The sequence below is a fragment of the Paenibacillus methanolicus genome, from assembly GCF_008124765.1.
Taxonomy (GTDB): Bacteria; Bacillota; Bacilli; order Paenibacillales; family Paenibacillaceae; genus Paenibacillus_Z; species Paenibacillus_Z methanolicus.
Genome location: NZ_VNHS01000002.1, coordinates 174,516 through 199,214, shown reverse-complemented (window position 1 = coordinate 199,214; position 24,699 = coordinate 174,516). Strand labels below are relative to the sequence as shown.

The following is a 24,699-nucleotide window of genomic DNA, read 5'->3' as shown; positions in this document are numbered from 1 at the left end:
ACTAGCAAGGGAAAGGCAGATCCTAAGGATGAGAAATCGTTTAATTACGGTGACCTTGGTCATCGTCCTTCTGTTGTTCGGTGCGTTCACGCTCAGGCATGCAGGAGGCGGGAAGACCGCCGAAACGTTTAGCAATGCCACCTTGAAGCTCGGCTCTTCGGGCAAGGACGTCTATGAACTGCAAGGCCGACTGAAGTATTTGGGGTTCTTCGACGGCAAAGTCGACGGAGACTTCGGGGCGAAAACAAAAAACGCCGTCACCTGGTTTCAGTGGAAATTCGGCTTGAAATCCGACGGGATCGTCGAATCGAAGACGAAGCTGAAGCTGTGGGAAGCGACGAAGAGTTACAAGCCTACGGCCGCGGAGTTGCCGCGGAAGGCGGGGACCGGCTCGACGGGAACGGGAGCCTCGGGCGGTACGGCTTCGCGCCCGGTCGCGGAATCGACGGGACCGGCGACGACGCTCAGCAAATCGAACCGCCTTGGATTGTCGGAGAACGACCTCAAGCTGATGGCGAACGCCGTTTACGGCGAAGCGCGCGGCGAACTGTACGAAGGGCAGGTCGCGGTCGCCGCCGTTATCCTCAACAGGCTGAAGTCGCCTAGCTTCCCGAATACGATCTCGGGGGTTATCTTTCAGCCGGGCGCCTTTACGGCCGTGGCGGACGGCCAAATTTGGCTGACGCCGAACGAGCGCGCGCGCAAAGCCGTGCAGGACGCGATTAACGGCTGGGATCCGACCGGAGGCTGCATATATTACTTCAATCCGGATACCGCAACCAGCAAATGGATTTGGTCCCGGCCACAAGTGAAAACGATCGGCAAACATATTTTTTGCATGTAGCCGCTTAAGCTGAAGCAGCCCGCCAAGCGGGTTGCTTCTTCCATTTCCATTCAGGTAGAATGGAATAGATTCCATGAACCTGGAATAGATTGACTATGATGCGCAGGCTATAATTCGAACGGAAGGGGATGCGGGAATCGTGACCAAAGCCCGGTTTGAACGAGGACAACTCAATCGGATTCGTATGCATGTGCTGCCTACGGAACGATTCAAGACATTCTCCATATCACTATTTGCAGGCTTGCCGCTAGCGGAAGAGACCGTCACCGAGACGGCGCTCATTCCTTTCGTGCTTCGCCGGGGAACGGAGAAGACGCCGGAGACGATTGCATTCCGCGAACGGCTTGACGATTTATACGGTGCCGGCTTCGGCTTTGACGTGTATAAGCGCGGGGACGCGCAGATCGTGCAATTCCGCATGGATGTCATCAATGATAAATTCGTATCCGCCGATCAGCCGTTGCTGGCGGAATCGCTCAAACTGCTCGGCGAGGTCGTGACGGCGCCCGCGCTTGAGAACGGATTGTTCCGCGATAAATACGTGGAAGCGGAGAAAGATACGCTGAATAAACGGCTGGAAGCGATCGTGAACGATAAAATCCGCTATGCGGCCGAACGCTGCATCGAAGAGATGTGCGCAGGCGAACCGTATCGGCTGCATGCCTTGGGTCAACGCGCCGATATCGCGTCCATAACGCCCGCCTCCTTAACCGAACAATACCAGCGCTGGCTGTCGACCGCCGCATTCGATCTTTACGTTGTCGGCGACACTACGCTTGCGGAGGTCGAGCAGCTTGTCGCAAGCGCCTTCCGCATCCCGCAAGGCGAACCGGCGGGTTATTCCAAATCGTCCGATCCCCGGCATGTAAGCGAAGTCAACACCGTTATTGAACGGATGGAAGTAAATCAGGGCAAGCTGAACATGGGACTGCGGACGCATACGACATATGCAGACGATGATTATCCAGCCGCATTGCTTTTTAACGGTATCTTGGGGGGCTACCCTCATTCCAAGTTGTTCCTGAACGTGCGGGAGAAGGCAAGTCTCGCGTATTACGCGGCGTCTCGTTTGGATGGGCATAAAGGCATTTGCACGATACAATCCGGGATCGAGATCGGTAATTTCGAGAAAGCGACCGCGATTATTCAAGAACAGCTCGAGAGCATGCGCGCAGGCAACTACAGCGAGCTCGAGACGAGCCAAACGAAAGCGATGATCGCGAACCATCTGCGCGAGTTGCAGGATTCGGCGGGCGAAATGATCGCTTACGACTTCAATTCGGTACTGAGCGGACGCGACCGGAGCGCCGAAGAACTGCTGCGGCAGGTACAGGCGGTTACCAATGAGCAAATCGCCGCCGTGGCGCGCAAGACCGAGCTGGATACCATCTATTTCTTGCGAGACGGAAAGGAGGCGTAAGCATGGAGAAACTCGCTTATCCTGGCGTTCAGGAGACGATCTACCGCGAAGTGCTGCCGAACGGTCTTGAAGTCGTCGTGCTTCCGAAAGATGGATTCAGCAAAACCTATGCAACGTTCTCGACCCGTTACGGTTCTATCGATAATCGTTTCGCGGTTGGAGGCGAACAACAAATTTCGGTGCCGGACGGCATAGCGCATTTCTTGGAGCACAAAATGTTCGAAGAGCCGACGGGCGATATTTTCGCCACGTTCGCTTCCCAGGGAGCATCGGCCAATGCCTATACGACATTTGACCGGACGGTATATCTCTTTTCGGCTACCGAACAGATTGAAGCTAACCTCGAGACGCTAATTAACTTCGTCCAAAGCCCGTATTTTACCGACGAGAACGTGGAGAAGGAAAAAGGCATCATCGAGCAGGAAATCAACATGTACCGGGATAATGCCGACTGGCGCGTCTACTTCGGCCTGATCGACGCCCTCTACCAGAAGCATCCGATTCATATCGATATCGCGGGGACGGCCGAGTCGATCGGGAAGATTACGAAGGAGACCTTGTACAGCTGTTACGAGACGTTCTATCATCCGTCGAATATGTTCCTGTTCATCGTAGGCGGCGTCGATCCGGAGAAGGTGATGGAGCTCGTCCGCCGCAATCAGGCTGCCAAGCAGTTCGAAGCGCAGGGGGAGATCAAACGCTTCATCGACGCGGAGCCCGAAGCGGTGCGCACGCCGCGCAAAACCGCGCAGCTTCCGGTGTCGCTTCCGAAAGTGTTATTCGGGTTCAAGGAGAACCGGGCGCCGCTCGCATCCGAGGCGCTGCTTCGTACCGAGGTCGCGACCAAGTTGATGCTCGACACGCTGCTCGGATCAAGCTCGCCGATCTACCATGCGCTGTACGACGACAATCTGATCTCGGATTCGTTCGGCCATGAATTTAACAGCGCCGAGGATTACGCGTTCTCCGTGATCGGCGGAGAAACCAAAGATCCAGAGGCGCTATTGACCCGATTACGCTCGGCGATTGAGGAAGCGCAAGCGAATGGACTGAGCGAAGCCGCGTTCGAGCGGACCAAACGCAAAAAAATCGGCAGTTATCTCCGGCTTCTGAATTCCCCGGAAGCCATCGCCGGCGAATTTACCCGTTATCGGTTCCGCGGCGCGGATCTATTCAAGCTGGTCCCGGTGTACGAAGCGATTACGCTCGACGAAGCCAACGCGCGGCTGCGGGAACACTTTAGTTGGGATCTCATGGCCGTCTCGATCGTCTCGAAGGACCCTGCTTGAAACCATTGAAGGAAATGACGGTTCTTGTGACCGGGGGAAGCCGCGGAATCGGCGCCGCCATCGCGCGGCGCTTCGCGGCCGAGTCCATGAACGTCGTCATTCATTATATGCAGTCGCATGAAGCCGCCAATGAGACCGCCCGCAGTTGCATGCGAATGGGGGCCACGAACGTCATGACCGTTGCCGCCGACATGCGTTCGAAGGAACAACTGTTGCGAATGCGCGAGAAGTTGGAGGCGGCAGGCATGGTTCCGGACATTCTCGTCAACAATGCGGGGATCGCTCATTACGGAATGCTCGCCGATGTAACGGAACACGAATGGGATGATGTCATGGCGGTTAATTTGAAGGGCATGTTCTTGAGCACCCAAATGTTCATGCCCTCGATGATCGCCCAACGGTATGGACGAATTATCAACGTTTCTTCCATCTGGGGGATGTCTGGCGCTTCCTGCGAAGTACTGTACTCCACGACCAAAGGCGGCATGAACGCGTTCACGAAGGCGCTCGCCAAGGAGCTGGCTCCGTCGGGCGTAACGGTGAATGCCGTTGCTCCGGGGGCCGTCGAAACGGTCATGTTGGATAACTTGGACGCAGGGGAGAAAGAGGCGCTCGAATCGGAAATTCCGCTCGGCCGGTTCGCGCAGCCGGAAGAAATCGCTTCGCTCGTTTATTTTCTTTCGCTTCCGGAATCATCCTATATTACGGGGCAGATCATAAGTCCGAACGGCGGATGGTTAACCTAACATGGTTCGCACTCGCTGCTTTTTTCGCCGCGCATGAAACTTTTGGACAAGCCGCGTCGTCGTATAAGAGAACCCTTATGCGCGCACAATACGACTGTTGCCGGTTAACGGTCAAACGCTAAGGAGGGCCTCAGACAATGACAACTGTACTGACGAATTTCGACACTTGGAAACAGTTCTTGTCCGACCGCGTCGAGCAAGCCAAGAAGATGGGCCTGAATGAAGAGACAATTTCGAACCTGGCTTTCGAGATCGGTTCTTTCCTTGACGAGCGCGTCGATCCGAAGAATGAAGAGCAGCGCATCCTTAAAGAAATTTGGGATGTAGGCAATGAAGAAGAGAAAAAAACGATTGCAAGGCTGATGGTGAAGTTGGTCAATTAACAACTGGCGCCATTTGCGGAAAGCCTCCGGTTCAGGGAGGCTTTTCTGCAATATTTCTGATCGCCGTTGCAGGAGTTTGGCGAATATTGTAGAATAATCTTTCGAACCGCAACATAATGAAGGAAGCAAGGGGCCGATTCCCTTGACGAGGTGTCTCATGGAGTATAAACAGTGGTATATGGAATATAAGATACATAAGAACCGGCCAGGCTTGCTTGGCGATATCGCTTCCTTGCTCGGCATGCTGGAAGTCAACATCTTGACGATCAACGGGGTGGAGAACCGCACGCGCGGCATGCTGCTGCAGACGAACGACGAAGAGAAAATCGAAATTTTGGGCCGCATGCTCCAGAAGGTGGAGAACATCACCGTCACGAAGCTGCGTTCGCCGCGTCTGGTTGATATTTTGGCCGTCCGTCACGGTCGTTACATAGAACGAGATTCCGATGACAGGAAGACATTCCGATTTACGCGCGACGAGTTAGGCTTGCTTGTCGATTTCTTGGGCGAAGTATTCAAGCGGGAAGGCAATCAAGTGATCGGTCTGCGCGGTATGCCGCGCGTCGGTAAGACCGAGTCGATCATCGCGGGATCGGTCTGCTCCAACAAGCGTTGGACGTTCGTCTCTTCGACTTTGCTTCGCCAGACGGTCCGCAGCCAGCTGTCGGAGGAAGAGATGACACCAAACAACATCTTCATCATTGACGGCATCGTCAGTACGGTACGTTCCAATGAGAAGCATTACGCGCTGCTGCAGGAAATTATGGCAATGCCATCCACGAAGGTGATCGAGCATCCCGATATTTTCGTAAAGGAATCCGCTTACGATTACAGCACTTTTGACTACATAATCGAGTTGCGCAACACGCCGGACGAGGAGATCAACTACGATTCCTTCACGGCGCATTACAACGACTTCTAAGTAAAGGGAGGTGTGGTCATGTCGGATTTGGGAGCCCTGCTCCGAAAGGCGCGGGAACAGCGCGGCTATTCGCTCGACGATATTCAGGACTTGACGAAGATTCGCAAGCGTTATCTGGAAGCGATCGAAGATGGCGATTATTCCATTTTGCCGGGCTCGTTCTACGTGCGCGCTTTCGTGAAAAACTATGCGGAAACGGTTGGTTTGGACGCGGAGGAAGTGCTTCGCCTCTATCAACACGAGATGCCAACGCCGCCGCAGGAGCCGGTCGTCGAACCCGTTCAGCGTCCACGCCGCTCGCAAGTGCATACGACCGACCGTTGGAGCCGCTGGGGGTTCCGGGCGCTCATGTGGTCGTTTCTCATTCTGATTGTCGTGATCGTCTACGTGTTCTACATTAATAACCCGACGGACGATGTGAATACCGCCGACGATCAGACGAAACTGACGGACAAGATCGATACGGGAAAACCAGCAGAGTCTGGAGCGGGTACGAATAATACGTCGTCCGGAACGACGAACGGGCAGAATGCGACGAAGCCGGAGACGGTGACGCCGGATCCGGTCGTGCCAGCAACGCCGCCAGCTACCGTTCCAACGCTCGTGAAGAGCTCCGGCAGCATGGATTATTACGAGATTGCTACGGCGGGCACTCACACGATTGAGATTAAAGCGACGGGCGGTGCCTGCTGGATCGGTATTAGGAACAAAGACCGGAACGGCAAATACGTCGAGAATACGACGCTGCAGGACGGGGAGAGCATCACGAGCGAATTTACCGGTCCGACGTACATAAGCGTGGCGAAAGCTAATATTGTCGAGGTCAAAATCGACGGCCATGTGCTTGACGACGGAGATAAAGTGAGCAAGTCTCACAGGTTCCAGCTTAATCTCGCGGACACGGTTTCTGGCGGAGCGAACGGCCAAGCCACCGGTACGGACGAAAGCGGCGGTCAGTCGGGCAATACGGCAACCGAGTAAGATGTGGAGAAGGCACTAGGGCCGCGCGCGATGCGGAGAGTGCCTTTTCTTTATATAGGGGAATAGGGTATAATACGGGACGAAACCGTCGTAAAAGGAGTTGGACGCATCGTGAGTTCGGAAAATTCATTCGATATCGTATCCAAAGTGGACATGCAGGAGATGAACAACGCCATTACGCAGGCGGAGCGGGAGATCGAGACCCGATTTGACTTTAAAGGAAGCAAGAGCAGCATCAAGTTGGAGAAAGAAGAGCTTGTCGTCACGTCCGAGGACGAATATAAGCTCGGCGCGGTGCTCGATATATTGAAGTCGAAGATGATCAAGCGCGGCGTACCGATCAAGAACTTGGACTATGGCAAAGTCGAGGCAGCTTCTCTTGGTACCGTTAGACAGAAGATCCGTCTAAAAAGCGGGATCGAGCAGGACGTTTCGAAGAAGATCAACGTATTGATTCGCGACTCCAAGCTGAAGGTGAAGAGCCAGATCCAAGGCGATCAAATTCGCGTCACCGGCAAGTCGAAGGACGATTTGCAGGCGGTTATGAATTTGCTGCGCGGCGCGGATTTGCAAGTCGAGCTTCAGTTTACGAATTTCAAGTAAACCGAAACGCACATAAATAGGCCGAAAGTCCCTTTCCAAGTCTCCGGATGCAGGAAATCGGGGCTTTCTGCTATTTTGACATTCGTATTTTGCTTGTATTATACTTGTTAAGATAGCTTGACTGAAGGGATCGGTTCCATGACAGAACGAGTTAAAGTAGTGACGCTTGGCTGCGAGAAGAACCTAGTGGACTCGGAGATTATGTCCGGCCTCATCCATGAACGCGGATATCAGCTGGTCGATCAGGCCGATGACGCGACGGTAATCATCGTCAATACGTGCGGATTCATCGACGCTGCCAAAGAAGAGTCGGTTAATACGATTCTTGACATGGCTGAACGCAAAGAGACCGGACGTTTGAAAGCGCTCATCGTATCTGGCTGTTTGACGCAGCGCTACAAGAAACAGCTGATGGACGAAATGCCCGAAATCGATGGGATCGTCGGCACCGGCGATTTTCACCATATTAATAAAATCGTGGACGAAGCGCTTCGCGGGAAGAAACCGGCCATGGTCGGCCACCCGGCGTTCGACTACGATCTGAAACTGCCGCGCATCATGTCGACGCCGCGTTATACCGCGTACGTCAAGATCGCGGAGGGCTGCGATAATGCTTGTACGTTCTGCTCGATTCCGATCATGCGCGGCAAGTTCCGCAGCCGTTCAATCGAATCGATCGTGGCCGAAGCGGAGGGGCTGGTGGCGCAGGGCGTGAAGGAAATCAGCCTGATCGCGCAGGATTCGACCAATTATGGCACCGATATTTACGATGGCTTCAAGTTGCCCGAGCTGCTTAATCGCGTCAGCGAGATCGAAGGCTTGGAATGGGTGCGCCTGCATTACGCGTATCCGGGATTTTTCACGGACGAGTTGATTGAGACGATCGCGTCCAACCCGAAAGTGTGCAACTATATCGACATGCCGCTGCAGCATAGCGAAGATACGATTCTGAAGCGGATGCGCAGACCTGGTCGCCAACGAGACGTTCGCGAATTAGTCGAGAAAATCCGCGCGCGCATTCCGGATGTCGCGCTTCGCACGTCGATGATCGTCGGTTTCCCGGGCGAGACGGACGAGGATTTCAACCGGTTATGCGAATTTATTCGCGAGCTGAAGTTCGACCGCCTTGGCGTATTTACCTATTCCGCTGAAGAGGACACGCCGGCGGTTCGGTTACCGGGCCAGGTGCCGGACGACGTGAAGGAATGGCGGGCCAACACGCTGATGGAGATTCAACGCGAATCGGCCAAAAGCAATGGCGGTAAATACATCGGACGCGAGATCAACGTGCTCGTGGAACGGTATGATGGCCGCAGCGACGTATACATAGGACGTTCGGAGTATGATGCTCCGGAGATCGATGGCGAAGTGTTTATTTCGAACTGCTCCGCGTCGATTGGACAAATGCAGAAAGTACGGGTCACGCACGCGTATGAATTCGATATGTCCGGGGAGGGCTTATCGTGAACTTAGCGAACAAAATCACGCTCGCACGGATCTTTCTCGTGCCGATCATCATGTTCCTGCTGCTGATTAACGTCAACTTGAACGAGCTCAGTTTCGCGGATTTCTCGATTACGTGGAATCAGATTCTCGCCACGTTGATTTTCATCGTGGCAGCCGCGACGGACGGCCTGGACGGCTATATCGCGCGCAAGAACAAGATCGTCACCAATCTCGGCAAGTTGCTCGACCCGCTTGCGGATAAGCTTCTCGTGGCGGCCGTGCTCATTTCCCTGGTGGAGATGGACAAGGTCGATGCATGGATCGCGATCGTCATCATCAGCCGCGAATTCGCCGTAACGGGTCTTCGCCAGATCGCCTTGCTCGAAGGCGCGGTGCTGGCCGCTTCCACTTGGGGCAAATGGAAGACCGCGGTACAGATTACGATGATTATCGCGCTCTTGCTGAACAACTTTCCCTTTACGTTCATCGATATCCCGTTTGACCAAATCTCCAGCTGGGCGGCCGCACTCATCACGGTATATTCGGGCATCGATTATTTCGTCAAAAACAAAAATCTTATTCCGCTAACGGAGTAGGCCTTGCGTACAAGCATCATCTCTTCCGCGCGAAGGGATGGTGCTTTCATCTTCTTGGGAATGGAGCGGTGTGGTATGCGCGCAGAAATCATAGCGGTTGGCACGGAATTGTTGCTTGGTCAGACGGTAAACACGAACGCGACTTATTTGTCTCAAGGACTCGCGGAACTTGGGATCGACGTTTATTTCCAAACGGTCGTCGGCGACAACGAAGGACGCATCCGCCAAGCGATCGAGCTGGCTCGAGGCCGCGCCGATCTCATCGTCTTCACGGGCGGACTGGGTCCAACGCAGGATGATTTAACGAAGGATGCGCTGGCGAACTATTTGAAAGCCGAAATCGAACAGCATGGCCCGTCGATGGCCAAAATCGAACAGTTCTTCGCGACGAGAGGCGTGCATATGGTCGAGAGCAACCGGCGTCAGGCCAACTCGATCGTAGGCAGCGCGCCGCTGGCCAACGAAGCGGGGTTAGCCGTGGGTAACGCGCTGACCGTGGAAGGCACGCATTATTTGCTGCTGCCAGGCCCGCCGCGCGAAATGAAGCCGATGTTCGACGGTCCCGGCAAAGCTTGGCTTAGATCGGTTATGGGCGAGGAGAGACGGCTGTTCTCGCGTACGCTGAAGTTTGCCGGCATCGGCGAGTCGAGCTTGGAAGCGGCTTTGATCGACCTGATCGACGCCCAGACGGACCCGACCATCGCGCCCTACGCGAAGGAGGGCGAAGTTGCGATCCGCATCGCGACGAAAGCGCACGCGGAGTTCGAAGCGTCCGCGAGGCTCGACGTGCTGGAGACAGAGATCGCGGAGCGCGTGGGTCAATACCTGTACGCCCGGGAGGATATCCCGCTTGAAGAAGCGATCGTGCGCTTGCTGCGCTTATCGCGATTCAAACTGGCGAGCGCCGAGAGTCTGACCGGTGGACTGTTCGCGGAACTGATTACGAATGTCCCGGGCAGCAGCGGGGAATTCATCGGAGGCGTGGTCACATATACGAACGAGATGAAGCATAAGCTGCTCGGCATTCCGATGTCGCAGCTCGAAGGAGAAGGCGCGCCCGGCGCGATCAGCGAGTCCACGGCGTCGCTCATGGCGGAGCGGGTGAGGGAGCTGACGGACAGCGATTACGGCATCTCGCTGACCGGCGTGGCGGGACCATCCGAAGCGGAAGGCAAGCCTGTAGGTTTGGTCTACTTTGGCCTATCGAGACGGGGGAAACCGACGATCGTTCATACGGCCCATTTGAGCGGGAACAGGAGCATCATCCGTACGCGTGCCGTGAAGTCGGCGCTGTACCGGTTATGGCAGTTGCTTAAGTCTCCAGAGTAGTAGGCGAACGATAAGTATGGCTAAGTTGTGACAACTCGCAAAATTAGCTTGTCCGTTGTCCGAGTTTCCTCTATAATCGACAGTAACTGACGGAAGAACCGTGGCGAAGAATACTTTGCCGCGGTTTTTTTTTTGAACTACAAGAGATTTTACGTTTACACGTCTTAATCAATTTGTATTTCTCCAAAATGAAACACGCTCCGTCGCCAAGGACGACGAATGCCGTTTCACTTTGATTCATCCGTCTGGAAGAAAAAATAAGAATATATGTTCGTAAAAAGTATTGTAATCGAGAACAAAACAAGGTATCATGAAACTATCAATCGAAAAGGGTGTGAATGCGTTGTCAGATCGTCGCGCAGCGCTCGAGATGGCTTTGCGTCAAATCGAGAAACAGTTTGGTAAAGGTTCTATAATGAAGCTTGGCGAATCCGCGAACATGACTGTCGAAACAGTATCCAGCGGTTCGCTGGCATTAGATATTGCCCTTGGAATCGGCGGATATCCAAGAGGCCGAATTATTGAAATCTATGGACCGGAATCTTCCGGTAAGACTACAGTCGCGCTTCACGCGATTTCCGAAGTACAACGTTCCGGCGGACAAGCCGCATTTATCGACGCGGAGCACGCGCTCGACCCGCTCTACGCGAGCAAGCTTGGCGTTAACATCGACGAGTTGCTGCTCTCCCAGCCGGATACGGGCGAGCAGGCGCTCGAGATCGCGGAGGCGCTCGTTCGCAGCGGCGCGGTCGACATCATCGTAATCGACTCGGTAGCCGCACTCGTGCCGAAAGCCGAGATCGAAGGCGAGATGGGTGATTCGCACGTAGGTCTGCAAGCGCGTCTGATGTCTCAAGCGCTGCGCAAGCTGTCCGGCGCGATCAGCAAATCGAAGACGATCGCGATCTTCATCAACCAGCTTCGCGAGAAAGTCGGCGTTATGTTCGGCAACCCGGAGACGACGCCAGGCGGGCGCGCGCTTAAGTTCTATTCCAGCGTACGTCTTGACGTTCGCCGCGTAGAGACGATCAAACAAGGTAACGACATGGTCGGTAACCGTACACGCGTGAAGGTCGTCAAGAACAAAGTAGCGCCTCCGTTCAAACAGGCGGAAGTCGATATCATGTACGGCGAAGGCATTTCCAAAGAAGGCAGCATCATCGACATTGGCGTCGAGATGGATATCGTTCAGAAGAGCGGCGCCTGGTTCTCCTTTAACGGCGAGCGTCTGGGCCAAGGTCGGGAGAACGCCAAGCAATTTTTGAAGGATCATAAAGACATCTCGAACGTAATCGAGAAGCAAATCCGGGAAGCGAGCAATTTGGCGGCAGCGGCAGCGCTCGACGCTGGCGGCTTCAGCACGGACGACGAAGACGAGGACGAGCTGGAGCTCGAACTGTAAGTCCGAAGCGTCAGCTTATATAAGACCGGATATGGAGCAGAACAGGGCCCTCAGGCGCCTTGTTCTGCTTTTGGCATATTAAGGAGGCAAGTTTGCGTTGAACGAACAGGAGCAAGCGGAGGGCGCTCAGACGGTCCGAATTACGTCAGTCGAGCAAATCCGCAAAGAAAAGTATAGGTACAATTTGTTTGTGGACGGCAGCCAGGATCAACCGTTTATCGCCGTGCACGAAGACATCATGATTAAGTTCCGACTATTTAAAGGGCGGGAGATTCATCCGGAAGAGCTGAAAGAGATCGCGGAGGAAGATACAAAGCACCGCGCATATGCCTTAGGCATTCAATATTTGGGCCATCGGCCGAGAACGCATAAAGAAATGGCCCAGTACTTGGCGCGCAAAGGGATCGATGAGCAGGCGGCGGAGCAAGCGATCGCCAGATTAAAACAAGAACGATTGGTCGATGATGCCGATTACGCCAGCCGATTCGCCGCTTCCCGGCTTCGTGGCCAAGCGAAGGGCAGATTGCTGCTGCGGCAGGAGCTGCGTATGCGGGGAATCGCGAAGGAGACGGCCAAGGAAGCGACGGACGAGCTCGACGCGGAAGAAGAGACGTCCATAGCCGTACGCGCGGCCATCAAGAAGTGGCCGTATATTAAAGGAGAGCCTCGCGAGCGACGGCATAAGCTGATGGGCTATCTGCTGCGCAGAGGATTTCCCGGCAGCGTGGTGAAAGAGGCGATACGACAGGCGGTCAGGCAGTCCGAAACGGAGGATGAACCTGACATGCTTGACAATTGATTTTATCAACAGATAAAATGAATGATGTATTCCTTTATCATGAATCAATTTTCCTTCCAAAGATTGATTCGTAGAAGCGATCATTTTCGTCACCAAACATGATTGTTGAAGCGGGATGAAAACCGGCTAGTACCGTAACACAAGGCGAAAAGGCTTCGCCGTCTATGGCGGTGCAAGTTTCGTTCCGGAGAAATACAAGTTGTTTTATAAGCGTGAAACTTATAAATTCTTGTATTTCAATGAAAACCAAATAACTTACCCGGGCGTATGCCTTGGTGGTGCAATGAGGAGGTGAGAAAGATATGGCAACCTGGCTCTGGCTTCTGATCATTCTCCTTGTTGGCTTGATTTTCTTTGGACTAGGCTATTATATTCGGAAGTTACTCGCCGAGGCCAAGATTTCAAGCGCTGAGCATGCCGCCGGTCAAATCGTTGACAACGCGCGCAAAGATGCGGAAGCGCTGAAGAAAGAAACGGTCCTCGAAGCGAAAGACGAAGTCCACAAGCTCCGTACCGAGGCCGAGAGAGACATTCGCGAACGTCGTAACGAGGTACAGCGTCAAGAGCGACGGCTCGTACAGAAAGAAGAGTCGCTGGATAAGAAAATAGAAGCACTGGAACGCAAAGAAGAACTAGTCGCCAACAAAGAGAAACGGATCGAAGAGACACAAGAGACAATCGATTCGCTCTACAAGCAGCAAGTAAGCGAACTGGAGCGCATCTCGAACCTGACGATGGAAGAAGCCAAAACGATCATTCTCCAGAGCGTCGAGCAAGAAGTACGGCACGAGACGGCTCAGATGATCAAGGAAATCGAATCGCAGGCGAAAGAAGAAGCGGACAAAAAAGCGCGCGATATTATCTCGCTGGCCATTCAACGTTGTGCGGCTGACCACGTTGCGGAGACGACCGTGTCGGTCGTAGCGCTTCCGAACGAGGAAATGAAAGGCCGTATTATCGGTCGCGAAGGACGCAATATTCGCGCTTTGGAAACGTTGACCGGTATCGATCTCATCATCGACGATACACCGGAAGCGGTCATCTTGTCCGGCTTTGATCCAATTCGCCGCGAGATTGCCCGTACATCGCTGGAGAAACTCGTCGCGGACGGCCGGATCCACCCGGCTCGCATCGAAGAGATGGTGGAGAAATCCCGCCGTGAAGTGGACGAGCGTATTCGCGAATACGGCGAGCAAGCTACATTTGAAGTCGGCGTACACGGCCTGCATCCGGATTTGATCAAAATTCTCGGTCGTCTGCGTTATCGGACAAGCTACGGCCAGAACGTGCTGAAGCATTCCATGGAGGTTGCTTATTTGACCGGCCTCATGGCTGCCGAGCTCGGCGTAGACATTACGCTCGCGAAGCGCGCGGGTCTGCTGCACGATATCGGCAAAGCGCTTGACCATGAAGTGGAAGGCTCCCACGTCGAGATCGGCGTCGAGCTTGCGAAGAAATACAAAGAACATCCGGTCGTTATCAACAGTATTGCGTCTCACCACGGCGATTGCGAAGCGACTTCGGTCATCGCGATGCTCGTAGGCGCGGCGGATGCCTTGTCGGCAGCCCGTCCGGGAGCGAGAAGAGAAACGCTGGAGACGTATATCAAGCGGCTGGAGAAGCTGGAAGATATTACGGAATCGTTCGACGGCGTCGAGAAATCGTATGCGATCCAAGCAGGACGCGAAGTTCGCGTCATGGTTCAGCCGGACAAAATCGACGATACCGATGCCTTCCGTCTGGCGCGGGATATTACGAAGAAGATCGAAAGCGAGCTCGATTATCCGGGTCACATCAAGGTCACGGTTATTCGGGAAACGCGCGCGGTCGAATACGCGAAGTAATCGAATACGCATGAATTGCTGAAAGTGGCTGCGATGCAGCCACTTTTCGGATTTTCTGGGGACGAAAGAAAGAGCACATGAAACGAGGTACGAAACATGAACGTGTTATTCATCGGGGATATCGTGGGAAGCGTGGGCCGCGCGGCCGTGAAGAAGGCGCTGCCTGCTTTGAAGTCCAAATATAATCCGCACATCATTATCGCCAATGGCGAGAACGCGGCTGCTGGCCGCGGCATTACGGCGGCGATCGTGAAGGAACTGCTGGATGCGGGCGTGCACGGCATTACGATGGGCAACCATACATGGGACAATAAAGAGATATTCGAGTGGATCGATGAACAGCAGCGACTGGTTCGTCCGGCGAATTTTCCGGCAGGCGCGCCGGGACAAGGCGCGATGATCATTAAAGCAGGCGGCAAGGAACTTGCCATCGTCAACTTGCAGGGCCGTACGTTTCTGCCGGCGATCGACTGCCCTTTCGCAAAGGCGGATGAGTTGATCGAACAATTGCGGCAGAGAACGAAATGCATTCTCGTCGATTTCCATGCGGAAGCCACGTCCGAGAAGATCGCCATGGGCTGGCATTTGGACGGACGCGCGTCTTTGGTGGTTGGCACGCATACGCATGTTCAGACGAACGATGACCGTATTTTGCCGGAAGGTACGGCGTATTTGACTGACGTCGGCATGTGCGGACCGATTAACGGCGTGCTCGGCATGGAGCGGACGGCGGTGCTGCACAAGTTCAAGACGCAACTGCCGGTTCGATTCGTGGTAGATGAAGGCGACTGGCATTTCCATGCCGTGTTGGTTGATCTGGACGATGCCACGGGCAAAGCGAAGCGGATCCAAAAAATCCGTTTGACCGAGACCGATCTTATGATGATGTAAGCAAGGCTATAGCAGCTCAAAATAGAATATACGAAAATTCTCGCAATTCGGAAGACTTTGCAAACTCCCGGCCAGAAAGAAGGAATTTTATTGCTTCTCTCGAATACTATCTAAATAGTGGTATTCATCCATCTTTCCCGAGGAGGTACTTTTTCATGGAAGTCTTAAAAGTTTCAGCAAAGTCCAATCCAAATTCCGTAGCAGGAGCGCTGGCGGGCGTCCTTCGTGAGCGCGGCGCGGCTGAATTGCAGGCAATCGGGGCTGGTGCGTTGAATCAAGCCATAAAGGCAGTTGCCATCGCTCGCGGATTCGTGGCGCCAAGCGGCGTCGATTTAATTTGCATCCCGGCTTTTACCGACATCGTTATAGATGGAGAAGACCGCACTGCCATTAAGCTCATCGTCGAGCCAAGATAGCGGTGCTGCCTATATAAGAGTGTTCCGATGGAACCTGTTTACCCCGTAGACAGGTTTTTTGCTTTGAAATACAAGGGTTTATAAATTTCTTGCTTATCCATCATCTTGTTTGAAGCGCGGCCGGTAGATGAAGGGCGAAGGAGCGTAGGAAGATGAATCAAGGAAGAAGCGCGGATTTCCATTGCGATGTATTATGGAAGCTGCTGGACGATGAGACGTTATCGTTCGAACACGATCCTTCGGGAAAGCTGGATGTGACGCTGACTAGGCTGCGCGAAGCAGGAGCGGGGCTCCAGACGTTCGCGATTTTTATATCAAGCGCCATCTCCAAAAACATGGAGCCGGTACTGAAGAGCATTGATCTATTTTATGAGAAAGTGCTAGCGCACCCCGATATGATGCTCATTCAGACCAGACGGGATCTGGACACTGCAGAGCAATCCGGCCGTATAGGCGCGCTGCTCTCGCTCGAAGGCGCCGATGGACTGCAAGGAGACATGGCCATGCTGCGGATTTTGTTCCGGCTTGGCGTACGAGCTTGCGGATTGACATGGAACAACGCGAATTGGGGAGCAGATGGCGCGACGGAACCACGGGCAGGCGGTCTGACGAGGAAAGGACTGGAGTTCGTGCGGGAATGCAACCGGCTGGGCATTCTATTGGATGTGTCGCATTTGAGCGAGAAGTCGTTCTGGGACATGGCCGACGCGACTAGCAAACCGCTGATCGCATCCCATTCCAACGTCAAAGCGTTATGCGACCATCCGCGTAATTTGACCGACGATCAAATCCGCGCGCTCATCGCGATGGATGGAAGGATCGGATTTACATACGTGCCGCAATTTATCGTGCAAGACGGCCATGCGTCGGTGAGCGATTGCGTGAAGCATATCGAGCACATGTGCGAATTGGGGGGAGAATCGCATATTATGCTGGGATCGGATTTCGACGGCATCGATACGCATGTGACCGGTCTGGCGCATCCGGGCGAATTGTACAGGTTTAGGGAAGCGCTTCATAAATTGTATAAAGAGGAAACGGTCTCCGGATTCCTTAAAGACAATGCGTTTCGCTTCTTGCGAAACCATCTTCCGGCGACGAACTAAGCCGCGTCGTTTATCTCGTTCCGATATGAATTCGATTGAAAACAGTTATATATAAAATTGCATAATCCCTTGCATTTTAACAGGAGCAGTCATAGAATTTAGATATTGTTTTGTTTACAAATGCACCAAATTACTATGGCCAACATTCATCGCTTGTATGTTCAAATAAGAGGAGATGTTTCATTTGATTAGTCAGCTGTCTTGGAAGATCGGAGGACAACAGGGGGAAGGAGTAGAAAGTACGGATCGCATTTTCTCGACCGCTCTTAACCGGTTGGGCTATTATCTGTACGGTTACCGTCATTTCTCGTCCCGCATCAAAGGCGGGCATACGAATAACAAGATCCGGATCAGCACGCATCCGATTCGGGCGATTTCCGACGACTTGGATATTCTGGTCGCATTCGACCAAGAGAGTATCGATCTCAACGCCCATGAACTCCGTCCGGGCGGAGTCGTCGTGGCGGATGCGAAGTTTAACCCCGTTCTTCCCGAGACGGTCAACGCGCAACTGTTCGCGGTACCGATCACGAAGATCGCCGAGGAGCTCGGCACCTCGCTCATGAAGAACATGGTGGCATCGGGCGCGTCCTGGGCGCTGCTTGGACTGCCCCTCGAAGTATTCAACAAAGCGGTGGAAGAAGAGTTCGGACGCAAAGGCCCGGCGATCGTCGAGAAGAACGTCGAAGCGGTTAAGCGCGGCGCGGAGTTCGTCCTGGAGCAAGCAGGCGGACCGCTGGACGCCTTCAAGCTGGATGAAGCGGATGGCAAGCAAAAGCTGTTCATGATCGGGAACGAAGCGATCGGTCTCGGTTCCGTCGCGGCGGGCTGCCGGCTCATGTCTGCCTATCCGATCACGCCGGCCTCCGAAATTATGGAATACCTCATTAAGAAACTGCCGAAGTTCGGCGGCACGGTCGTTCAGACCGAAGACGAGATTGCGGCAGTCACGATGGCGATCGGCGCGAACTACGCGGGCGTTCGTACGATGACGGCATCGGCCGGACCCGGTTTGGCCCTCATGATGGAGGCGATCGGCCTCGCGGGCATGACCGAGACGCCGCTCGTCATCGTGAATACGCAGCGCGGCGGTCCGTCCACCGGTCTGCCTACGAAGCAGGAGCAGTCCGACTTGAACGCGATGGTATATGGCACGCACGGCGAGATTCCGAAGATCGTCATCGCGCCTGCCTCGATCGAAGATTGCTTCTACGACATGATCGAAGCGTTCAACCTTTCCGAGCAGTATCAAGTGCCGGTTATCGTGATGACCGACCTTCAACTGTCCTTGGGCAAACAGTCCTGCGAGGAGTTGAGCCTGGACAAAATCGTGATCAACCGCGGCAAGCTGGTCCGAGAGAGCGAGTTGTCCGAACTCGAGCAGCATCAGCTCTTCAAGCGTTATGAGCTGACGGCAGACGGCGTATCGCCTCGCGTCATTCCGGGCGACAAGCACGGCCTTCACCACGTGACCGGCGTCGAGCATGACGAGACGGGTCGACCGTCCGAGAACGCCGGCAACCGTCAACGCATGATGGATAAGCGTTTGACGAAGCTGGACGGCCTGGTCATCCGCGACGCGGTACGCGCCGATTCGCCGAACGCGCAAGCGGACCTGCTCATCATCGGCATGGGTTCCACGGGCGGCACGATCGACGAGGCGCGCAGCCGTCTGGTCGGTGAAGGCATTACATCCAACCACATCACGATCCGACAAATTCACCCGTTCCCGACTGACATCGTCAAAGCGGAACTGAATAAAGCGAAGAAGGTCGTCGTGCTGGAGAATAACGCGACGGCTCAGCTGGCGGCGCAAGTGAAGCTGCATGCGGGCGGCGCCGACAAAATCGAAAGCGTGCTAAAGTACGACGGCAACCCGTTCCTGCCTTCCGAAGTGTACAAAGCTTGCAAGGAGTTGAACTAGATGGCTACATTTAAAGAGTTTCGCAACAACGTCAAGCCGAACTGGTGTCCGGGGTGCGGCGACTTCTCCGTGCAAGCGGCGATTCAACGGGCTGCGGCGAACGTCGGTCTGGAACCGGAGCAGCTCGCGGTCATTTCGGGCATTGGCTGCTCGGGCCGGATCTCCGGTTATATTAACGCTTACGGTTTGCACGGCATCCACGGACGCGCGCTGCCAATCGCGCAGGGCGTCAAGCTGGCGAACCGCGAGCTGACCGTCATCGCATCGGGCGGCGACGGCGACGGCTTCGCGATCGGCATGGGGCACACCGTCCATGCGATCCGTCGTAACCTTGACATTACGTATATCGTCATGGATAATCAAATTTATGGATTAACCAAGGGTCAAACATCCCCGCGCAGCGCGGAAGGCTTCAAGACGAAATCGACGCCGGAAGGCTCCATCGAGACAACGCTATCGCCGCTCGAGATTGCGATGTCGGCGGGCGCGACATTCGTGGCGCAGTCGTTCTCGAGCGATCTGAAGCAGCTGACGGCGCTAATCGAGGCAGGCTTGAACCATAAAGGTTTCTCGCTGATCAACGTATTCAGCCCTTGCGTGACATTCAACAAAGTAAATACGTACGACTGGTTCAAAGAGAACATCGTCAACCTGGATCAGTTCCCGGATTACGATCCAACGAACCGGATGGCCGCGATGAACAAGATTATGGAAACGAACGGCATGCTTACAGGATTGATTTATCAGAATAAGGAACGTCAATCGTATGAGAATCTCGTCGCCGGCTTCCAAGAGCAAGGCTTGGCTAATCAAGACATCCAGCTTTCGCAGGATCAGTTCGAGAAACTGCTTGCAGAGTTTAAATAAGACTCGCCAGGGGCATACGGGCCGATTGGGCCGTATGCCTTTTGATGCAAATACAAGGTTTTATATGTTTTACGCATATCAATCATCTTGTATTTCTCCGGAATGTAACGCGCTGCGCCGCATAAGACGGCGCAGCCGTTTCACCTTGGTTTGGACACAGTTAGAGTACGGAGATGGATTGGAAAGGATGATGAATGGAATGAAACTCGTACCGGTAGGCGTATCCGCCAGGCACATTCACCTCTCGCAGGAGCACGTGGAGGTGCTCTTCGGCGAAGGCGCGCAATTAACGGAGATGAAGCCGTTATCCCAGCCCGGCCAATATGCGGCGAATGAACAGGTTGCCGTCATCGGACCGAAAGGCACGTTCCCGAAAGTGCGTATTCTCGGACCCGCTCGCAAAGCGACGCAGCTCGAAGTATCGCGCACGGATGCGTTCGCGCTAGGCGTCAACCCGCCCGTACGCGAATCCGGCAATATTGAAGGCACGCCGGGCATCACGCTCAAAGGACCGGCAGGCGAAGTGACGATCTCGGAAGGCGTGATCGTGGCAGCCCGCCATATTCACTTCCACACGGACGACGCGGAGCGCTTCGGCATCGCGGACAAGCAGCACCTGACGGTTCGCCTACAAGGCGAGCGCGGTCTTGTGTTGGAGAACGTCATCGCGCGCGTGTCGCCGGAGTTCGCCCTCGATATGCATATCGATACCGATGAAGCGAACGCGGCCGGCGCCAAGACGGGCGACATGGCCGAGATTATCGGTTAACGGCTCCTTCTTATATGGACTTGCTTATACTCCCGCAACTGCCCGCGACGGCAGCGGCGGGAGTTTTGCATTTCACGAAAGCGCGCGGAGGCACGTCGTATTTTCATGGGGCATATTATATTTTCGGTTGGATATGTAAATGCGATAGTGCTATAATATCGTATTGGATTGCGCTTGCATTTTTTCTACTGGGATGAAAGAAGACTTGCGGCAGCCTGCGCCGCGCGCCAAAGGAAGTGAAGCTCAGATGAAGAGAGAGAACGACAGCTCACCCGATTTGAAAGCCGTCAAGGGCGAGAAGGACTACGCGAAATACTTCGATTTTTCGGGCGCCAAAGTGGTGAAGGAAGAGGACGGTCATACGACCTACCGTATTAGCGGCAGGGAGATTACGATCAATTCCGCGCCAAGCCTGAAAGACGAGAAGAAACGCGGCAAAGAAGAGATCCAAGTCCATTACGACTATACGATTCCCGAAGACTTGCGGTCGATTGGGGCGAATAAATATTATCTGATCTATACATACGGCTGTCAGATGAACGAGCATGACACGGAGGTCATGAAGGGCCTGTTCGAGCAAATGGGCTATACGGCCACCGAGGACCGTAGACAGGCGGACGTCATTCTGCTGAATACATGCGCGATCCGCGAGAATGCGGAGGACAAGGTATTCGGCGAGCTTGGCCACCTGAAGCATCTGAAGCGAGAGAAGCCGGATTTGATTCTCGGCGTGTGCGGTTGCATGTCGCAGGAAGAATCGGTCGTGGCCCGAATTCTGCAGAAGCACGCGTTCGTGGACATTATTTTCGGCACGCATAACATTCATCGTCTCCCGCATTTGATCCAGACGGCCTTGTTCAGCAAGGAGCTCGTCGTCGAGGTGTGGTCGAAGGAAGGCGACATTATCGAGAACATGCCGAAGAAGCGCGAAGGCATGCGGGCGTGGGTGAATATTATGTACGGCTGCGACAAGTTCTGTACCTACTGCATCGTGCCGTACACGCGTGGCAAGGAACGGAGCCGCAGGCCGGAAGATGTGATCGCCGAAGTGCGCGACTTGGCGCGTCAAGGATTCAAAGAAATTACGCTGCTGGGTCAGAACGTGAACGCGTACGGCAAGGATTTCGAGGACATTCATTACCGCTTCGGCGATTTGATGGACGATATCCGCAAAATCAACATCCCGCGCATCCGTTTCACGACGAGCCACCCGCGCGATTTCGACGATCACTTGATCGAGGTGCTGGCGAAACGCGGCAACCTGGTTGAGCACATTCACCTGCCGGTGCAGTCCGGCAGCACGGAAATTTTGAAGCGGATGAGCCGAAAGTACTCCCGCGAGACGTTCCTGGAACTGGTTCGCAAAATCAAACTGGCGATTCCGGACGTCGTGCTGACCTCCGACATCATCGTCGGCTTCCCGGGCGAGACGGACGAGCAGTTCGAAGACACGCTGTCGCTCGTGCGCGAGGTCGGCTTCGATATGGCGTATACGTTCATCTACTCGCCGCGCGAAGGCACGCCGGCCGCGGGCATGGAGGACAACGTGCCGGAGCAGGTGAAAAAGGCACGGTTGTATCGCCTGAACGACCTGCTGTCGGAACTGAGCCGGGAGAGCTACGAGAAGCTGAAGGGGCAGATCGTGGAAGTACTCGTCGAAGGCGAGAGCAAGAACAATGCGAACGTGTTGGCCGGACGGACGCGGACGAACAAACTGGTTCACTTCGAAGGCCCGAAAGAGTGGATCGGCGAATTCGTCCAGGTCGAGGTAACCGACGCGCAGACGTGGTACATTAAAGCAACACCCGTGAGCGGACCGGTAAGGGAAGACGCGGTTTCATAACTGAGGAGAGTGACGACAATGACGAACGAACAAGCGACTGCGGCATCCTTGCCTGGCTGCGGACATGAGCATATTCAAGGACACGAACATGAGAGCAATGTGCCGAGTTTCCGCACGGAAGATTTGATCGTGCGCGCGGATATTATGGCCAAGACGAAAGAACTGGCCGAAATGTTGTATACCGCGGAGGAAGTGCAGCAGTTTCGCCGTGCAGAACAGCAGATCAACGGCAACGAACGCATTCAAGGGCTGATCGCGCAGATCAAGAAGAAACAGAAAGAGCTCGTCGCGTTCCAGAACACGTTCAAGAATGCCGAGATGGTCGCCAAGATCGAGAAGGAAATCGACGAGCTGCAGGATGAGCTGGACGGCATTCCGATCATCGGAGAATTCCAGCAAAGTCAAGCGGACATCAACTACCTGCTGCAGACGGTCGTCTCGATCATCCGCGATACGGTAGCGACGAAAATCAACATGGAAGACGTCGAGCAAGAAGCGCCGGAGAACTGCGACTAGATCGTAATTCGGCACGCGTTTGACGCGATAGGGCGGTTCTAGCGTTACGAAGAGTGACGCAGGGACCGCCTTTTTCCAATTACAAGAATTTAGAAGAATCACGCCACCCGAGTACGGTAATAAGTGCCGTAACCGCCCGCGCATAAAGGACAAGACCATGTCCGATCCTAACGAAGGCATATGAAACAGCCGGAAGTAACGCGGAGGAGGGAAGCGCGATGAGCGACAACGGATCTCAGAAGAAAGAACCGGCGTCGAACGGTCCGGAGCATCAAGGACGTTCGGCCGCGAAGAAGAAATCGAAGTGAGGCAAGAGACACGCGAAGAGCGGCTTTCCCGAAGCGTCGGACGACGAATGGGAGTAGCCGCTCTTTTGGCGTTGATCGGGGAGCGTAAATGTTTTTTTAGCCGGAAAGCGTGCGCTGACCAGCGACGGATGAGGATGTTGATCTCCATCGTACGGCAAGCAGCATGGAAAAGAGCGCGATCCCGCCGCCTAGCCAGAATCCGCTCGCGAGTCCGTAGCGCTCGTTCATAAACCCCGCGACGAACGGCCCGGCGAACATGCCCGCGCTATAGACGGCTTGATAGAATCCCATGGCCGTTGCTCGTTTCTCCGTTTCGAACGGGGTGATGGCAAGTGCCATGAACAGCGGGAGGTGCAGCCCTTGCGCGATGCCGTTGAACGCTTGGGTAACGGCCAACATCCCGAGCGAGCCGGATAGCGGAATCGCGAGCGTAAAGACGGCGCTCAGCGCGAATCCGGCGGCAATGACGTTCCAGATGCCGAACTTTGGCGCCAGATACCGGCCCGTCACGAAGGTCGTGAACGCGTGCGGCACCATGAAGGCGATGACGATCCAGGTGAGCTCGCTCTTGGTCGCCCCGAGCGTCGTCGCGTGCAGCGGCGTAAAGCCGAACATCGTAATGAACAACACGCAGTGGGCAAGAATGGAGAGTACAGATACTTGAATCAGCAGGCGCGTCCGCACGACGCTGCGCAGCATGCGAAGCGAGATAGGCGCCCGTTCCACGCCTTCCTTGGGCTCCTTCACGAGTAGGGCAATCACCAGGCCGATGACGCCGAAGCCGATCCCGGCGGCGAATGCCGCATTCCACCCGCGCGCGCCGGCGAGCTGGCCGCTGAGGATCATCCCGATGAGCTGTCCGGCGGCGGTCATGAAGCTAATGTTGCTCATCGCCTTCGTGGATTCCGACGAACGAAAGTAAGCCGCATACAGAACCGTGAAGGCGGCCCAGACGGAGGCGGATACGCCCGAGATAATCCGCCCGGCAAGCGGCCAAACCCACGAGCCCGGCATCATGAACAGCAGACAGCTGAGCGCTCCGGATATCATGCCTAGTAGCAGGAATGGCTTGCGCTTGTGAAGCTTGTCGGAGTAGAGGCCCAGCGGGAACCGAATCAACAACTGCGTGAACCCATAACTGCCAAGCACGATGCCGATCAATGTTCCCGAATAGCCGCGCTCGCTCAGGAACGGAGAAAGAATAGGGACATAGACGTAGAGGGTCGACCAGTACAACAGCGTAACGACGATAAAGACGAGATGATCCATACGGTTGGCTGCAATCGCGGGATGGTCGTCGGGTCGAGATAAAGGGTCATGCACGAGTCGGTCATCTCCTTTTTCATAAGGACGATAATTCCCCTTAATGTAGCGGATGCCGACAGAAGTGACAATCCTTTTTTTGAGAGAAGCGATAATAGCGGTATGGGCAAGGCGGATTGGGGCAAACTACCA

23 protein-coding genes are annotated in these 24,699 nt (G+C 54.6%); 22 read left to right on the top strand and 1 reads right to left on the bottom strand.

The annotated features are described in order from the left end of the window. The first annotated feature begins 28 nt into the window (after positions 1-28). From sleB to BCM02_RS05555, 22 genes are all read left to right on the top strand, one after another. Positions 29-844, top strand: coding sequence for a spore cortex-lytic enzyme (gene sleB, locus BCM02_RS05660; RefSeq protein ID WP_148928094.1), 816 nt, complete (start codon positions 29-31; stop codon positions 842-844). Positions 845-983: 139 nt separating this feature from the next. Further along, positions 984-2,264 (top strand): EF-P 5-aminopentanol modification-associated protein YfmF, encoded by a 1,281-nt coding sequence (gene yfmF, locus BCM02_RS05655; protein WP_148928093.1) that lies wholly within the window; start codon positions 984-986, stop codon positions 2,262-2,264. Between the two features lie 2 nt (positions 2,265-2,266). Beyond that, positions 2,267-3,553, top strand: coding sequence for an EF-P 5-aminopentanol modification-associated protein YfmH (gene yfmH / locus BCM02_RS05650; protein ID WP_148928092.1), 1,287 nt, complete (start codon positions 2,267-2,269; stop codon positions 3,551-3,553). Between the two features lie 14 nt (positions 3,554-3,567). Then, entirely contained in the window at positions 3,568-4,299 is a 732-nt protein-coding gene (gene ymfI / locus BCM02_RS05645; RefSeq protein WP_148928733.1) for an elongation factor P 5-aminopentanone reductase, read from the top strand. A gap of 137 nt (positions 4,300-4,436) precedes the next feature. Continuing rightward, complete coding sequence (locus BCM02_RS05640) at positions 4,437-4,682, top strand: DUF3243 domain-containing protein (RefSeq protein ID WP_148928091.1); 246 nt, start codon at positions 4,437-4,439, stop codon at positions 4,680-4,682. A gap of 157 nt (positions 4,683-4,839) precedes the next feature. Further along, on the top strand, positions 4,840-5,604 hold the full coding sequence (locus BCM02_RS05635; RefSeq protein ID WP_148928090.1) for a DUF3388 domain-containing protein: 765 nt from the start codon (positions 4,840-4,842) through the stop codon (positions 5,602-5,604). A gap of 18 nt (positions 5,605-5,622) precedes the next feature. After that, positions 5,623-6,585, top strand: coding sequence for a helix-turn-helix domain-containing protein (locus BCM02_RS05630; protein ID WP_148928089.1), 963 nt, complete (start codon positions 5,623-5,625; stop codon positions 6,583-6,585). Between the two features lie 111 nt (positions 6,586-6,696). Continuing rightward, a complete protein-coding gene (locus BCM02_RS05625; RefSeq protein WP_148928088.1) occupies positions 6,697-7,188 on the top strand; it encodes a YajQ family cyclic di-GMP-binding protein in 492 nt (163 codons plus the stop codon). A 138-nt stretch (positions 7,189-7,326) separates the two neighbouring features. After that, complete coding sequence (gene rimO / locus BCM02_RS05620) at positions 7,327-8,655, top strand: 30S ribosomal protein S12 methylthiotransferase RimO (protein ID WP_148928087.1); 1,329 nt, start codon at positions 7,327-7,329, stop codon at positions 8,653-8,655. Continuing rightward, positions 8,652-9,230 carry a CDP-diacylglycerol--glycerol-3-phosphate 3-phosphatidyltransferase gene (gene pgsA / locus BCM02_RS05615; protein ID WP_148928086.1) on the top strand — a complete coding sequence of 193 codons (579 nt, stop codon included), beginning with the start codon at positions 8,652-8,654 and terminating at the stop codon, positions 9,228-9,230. The genes rimO and pgsA overlap by 4 nt, the downstream gene beginning before the upstream one ends. Positions 9,231-9,305: 75 nt before the next feature. Further along, positions 9,306-10,559, top strand: coding sequence for a competence/damage-inducible protein A (locus BCM02_RS05610; protein WP_148928085.1), 1,254 nt, complete (start codon positions 9,306-9,308; stop codon positions 10,557-10,559). A gap of 343 nt (positions 10,560-10,902) precedes the next feature. Then, positions 10,903-11,961: a recombinase RecA gene (recA, locus tag BCM02_RS05605; RefSeq protein WP_148928084.1), complete on the top strand. Its 1,059-nt coding sequence runs from the start codon at positions 10,903-10,905 to the stop codon at positions 11,959-11,961. A gap of 97 nt (positions 11,962-12,058) precedes the next feature. Then, on the top strand, positions 12,059-12,760 hold the full coding sequence (locus BCM02_RS05600; RefSeq protein ID WP_148928083.1) for a RecX family transcriptional regulator: 702 nt from the start codon (positions 12,059-12,061) through the stop codon (positions 12,758-12,760). 302 nt (positions 12,761-13,062) lie between these two features. After that, positions 13,063-14,604, top strand: coding sequence for a ribonuclease Y (rny, locus tag BCM02_RS05595; protein WP_148928082.1), 1,542 nt, complete (start codon positions 13,063-13,065; stop codon positions 14,602-14,604). Between the two features lie 96 nt (positions 14,605-14,700). Beyond that, positions 14,701-15,495 (top strand): TIGR00282 family metallophosphoesterase, encoded by a 795-nt coding sequence (locus BCM02_RS05590; protein ID WP_148928081.1) that lies wholly within the window; start codon positions 14,701-14,703, stop codon positions 15,493-15,495. A 155-nt stretch (positions 15,496-15,650) separates the two neighbouring features. Continuing rightward, complete coding sequence (locus tag BCM02_RS05585; protein WP_006286829.1) at positions 15,651-15,911, top strand: stage V sporulation protein S; 261 nt, start codon at positions 15,651-15,653, stop codon at positions 15,909-15,911. Between the two features lie 152 nt (positions 15,912-16,063). Then, positions 16,064-17,017, top strand: a complete 954-nt coding sequence (locus tag BCM02_RS05580) for a dipeptidase (protein WP_148928080.1) — start codon at positions 16,064-16,066, stop codon at positions 17,015-17,017. Between the two features lie 184 nt (positions 17,018-17,201). Beyond that, positions 17,202-18,941, top strand: a complete 1,740-nt coding sequence (locus BCM02_RS05575; RefSeq protein WP_148928079.1) for a 2-oxoacid:acceptor oxidoreductase subunit alpha — start codon at positions 17,202-17,204, stop codon at positions 18,939-18,941. Next, the gene (locus BCM02_RS05570) at positions 18,942-19,808 is read left to right on the top strand and encodes a 2-oxoacid:ferredoxin oxidoreductase subunit beta (RefSeq protein WP_148928078.1); all 867 of its coding nucleotides are present in this window, start codon (positions 18,942-18,944) and stop codon (positions 19,806-19,808) included. A 199-nt stretch (positions 19,809-20,007) separates the two neighbouring features. Next, a complete protein-coding gene (gene pduL, locus BCM02_RS05565) occupies positions 20,008-20,577 on the top strand; it encodes a phosphate propanoyltransferase (RefSeq protein ID WP_148928077.1) in 570 nt (189 codons plus the stop codon). A gap of 247 nt (positions 20,578-20,824) precedes the next feature. Then, the gene (gene miaB / locus BCM02_RS05560) at positions 20,825-22,420 is read left to right on the top strand and encodes a tRNA (N6-isopentenyl adenosine(37)-C2)-methylthiotransferase MiaB (RefSeq protein WP_148928076.1); all 1,596 of its coding nucleotides are present in this window, start codon (positions 20,825-20,827) and stop codon (positions 22,418-22,420) included. An 18-nt stretch (positions 22,421-22,438) separates the two neighbouring features. Beyond that, positions 22,439-22,936 carry a YlbF/YmcA family competence regulator gene (locus BCM02_RS05555; protein WP_148928075.1) on the top strand — a complete coding sequence of 166 codons (498 nt, stop codon included), beginning with the start codon at positions 22,439-22,441 and terminating at the stop codon, positions 22,934-22,936. Between the two features lie 404 nt (positions 22,937-23,340). Here BCM02_RS05555 and BCM02_RS05550 read toward each other — a convergent pair whose 3' ends face one another. Further along, entirely contained in the window at positions 23,341-24,567 is a 1,227-nt protein-coding gene (locus tag BCM02_RS05550; RefSeq protein WP_246183240.1) for an MFS transporter, read from the bottom strand. Between the last annotated feature and the right edge of the window lie 132 nt (positions 24,568-24,699).

What these genes read in the sequence shown, in the direction of transcription:
- BCM02_RS05580 (WP_148928080.1), top strand. Translation starts at nt 16,064, where the DNA reads ATGAATCAAGGAAGAAGCGCGGATTTCCATTGCGATGTATTATGGAAG.
- BCM02_RS05555 (WP_148928075.1), top strand. Translation starts at nt 22,439, where the DNA reads ATGACGAACGAACAAGCGACTGCGGCATCCTTGCCTGGCTGCGGACAT.
- BCM02_RS05570 (WP_148928078.1), top strand. Translation starts at nt 18,942, where the DNA reads ATGGCTACATTTAAAGAGTTTCGCAACAACGTCAAGCCGAACTGGTGT.
- BCM02_RS05610 (WP_148928085.1), top strand. Translation starts at nt 9,306, where the DNA reads ATGCGCGCAGAAATCATAGCGGTTGGCACGGAATTGTTGCTTGGTCAG.
- miaB (WP_148928076.1), top strand. Translation starts at nt 20,825, where the DNA reads ATGAAGAGAGAGAACGACAGCTCACCCGATTTGAAAGCCGTCAAGGGC.
- sleB (WP_148928094.1), top strand. Translation starts at nt 29, where the DNA reads ATGAGAAATCGTTTAATTACGGTGACCTTGGTCATCGTCCTTCTGTTG.
- BCM02_RS05590 (WP_148928081.1), top strand. Translation starts at nt 14,701, where the DNA reads ATGAACGTGTTATTCATCGGGGATATCGTGGGAAGCGTGGGCCGCGCG.
- BCM02_RS05640 (WP_148928091.1), top strand. Translation starts at nt 4,437, where the DNA reads ATGACAACTGTACTGACGAATTTCGACACTTGGAAACAGTTCTTGTCC.
- rny (WP_148928082.1), top strand. Translation starts at nt 13,063, where the DNA reads ATGGCAACCTGGCTCTGGCTTCTGATCATTCTCCTTGTTGGCTTGATT.
- pduL (WP_148928077.1), top strand. Translation starts at nt 20,008, where the DNA reads ATGAAACTCGTACCGGTAGGCGTATCCGCCAGGCACATTCACCTCTCG.
- ymfI (WP_148928733.1), top strand. Translation starts at nt 3,568, where the DNA reads ATGACGGTTCTTGTGACCGGGGGAAGCCGCGGAATCGGCGCCGCCATC.
- rimO (WP_148928087.1), top strand. Translation starts at nt 7,327, where the DNA reads ATGACAGAACGAGTTAAAGTAGTGACGCTTGGCTGCGAGAAGAACCTA.
- yfmH (WP_148928092.1), top strand. Translation starts at nt 2,267, where the DNA reads ATGGAGAAACTCGCTTATCCTGGCGTTCAGGAGACGATCTACCGCGAA.
- BCM02_RS05630 (WP_148928089.1), top strand. Translation starts at nt 5,623, where the DNA reads ATGTCGGATTTGGGAGCCCTGCTCCGAAAGGCGCGGGAACAGCGCGGC.
- BCM02_RS05585 (WP_006286829.1), top strand. Translation starts at nt 15,651, where the DNA reads ATGGAAGTCTTAAAAGTTTCAGCAAAGTCCAATCCAAATTCCGTAGCA.
- BCM02_RS05635 (WP_148928090.1), top strand. Translation starts at nt 4,840, where the DNA reads ATGGAGTATAAACAGTGGTATATGGAATATAAGATACATAAGAACCGG.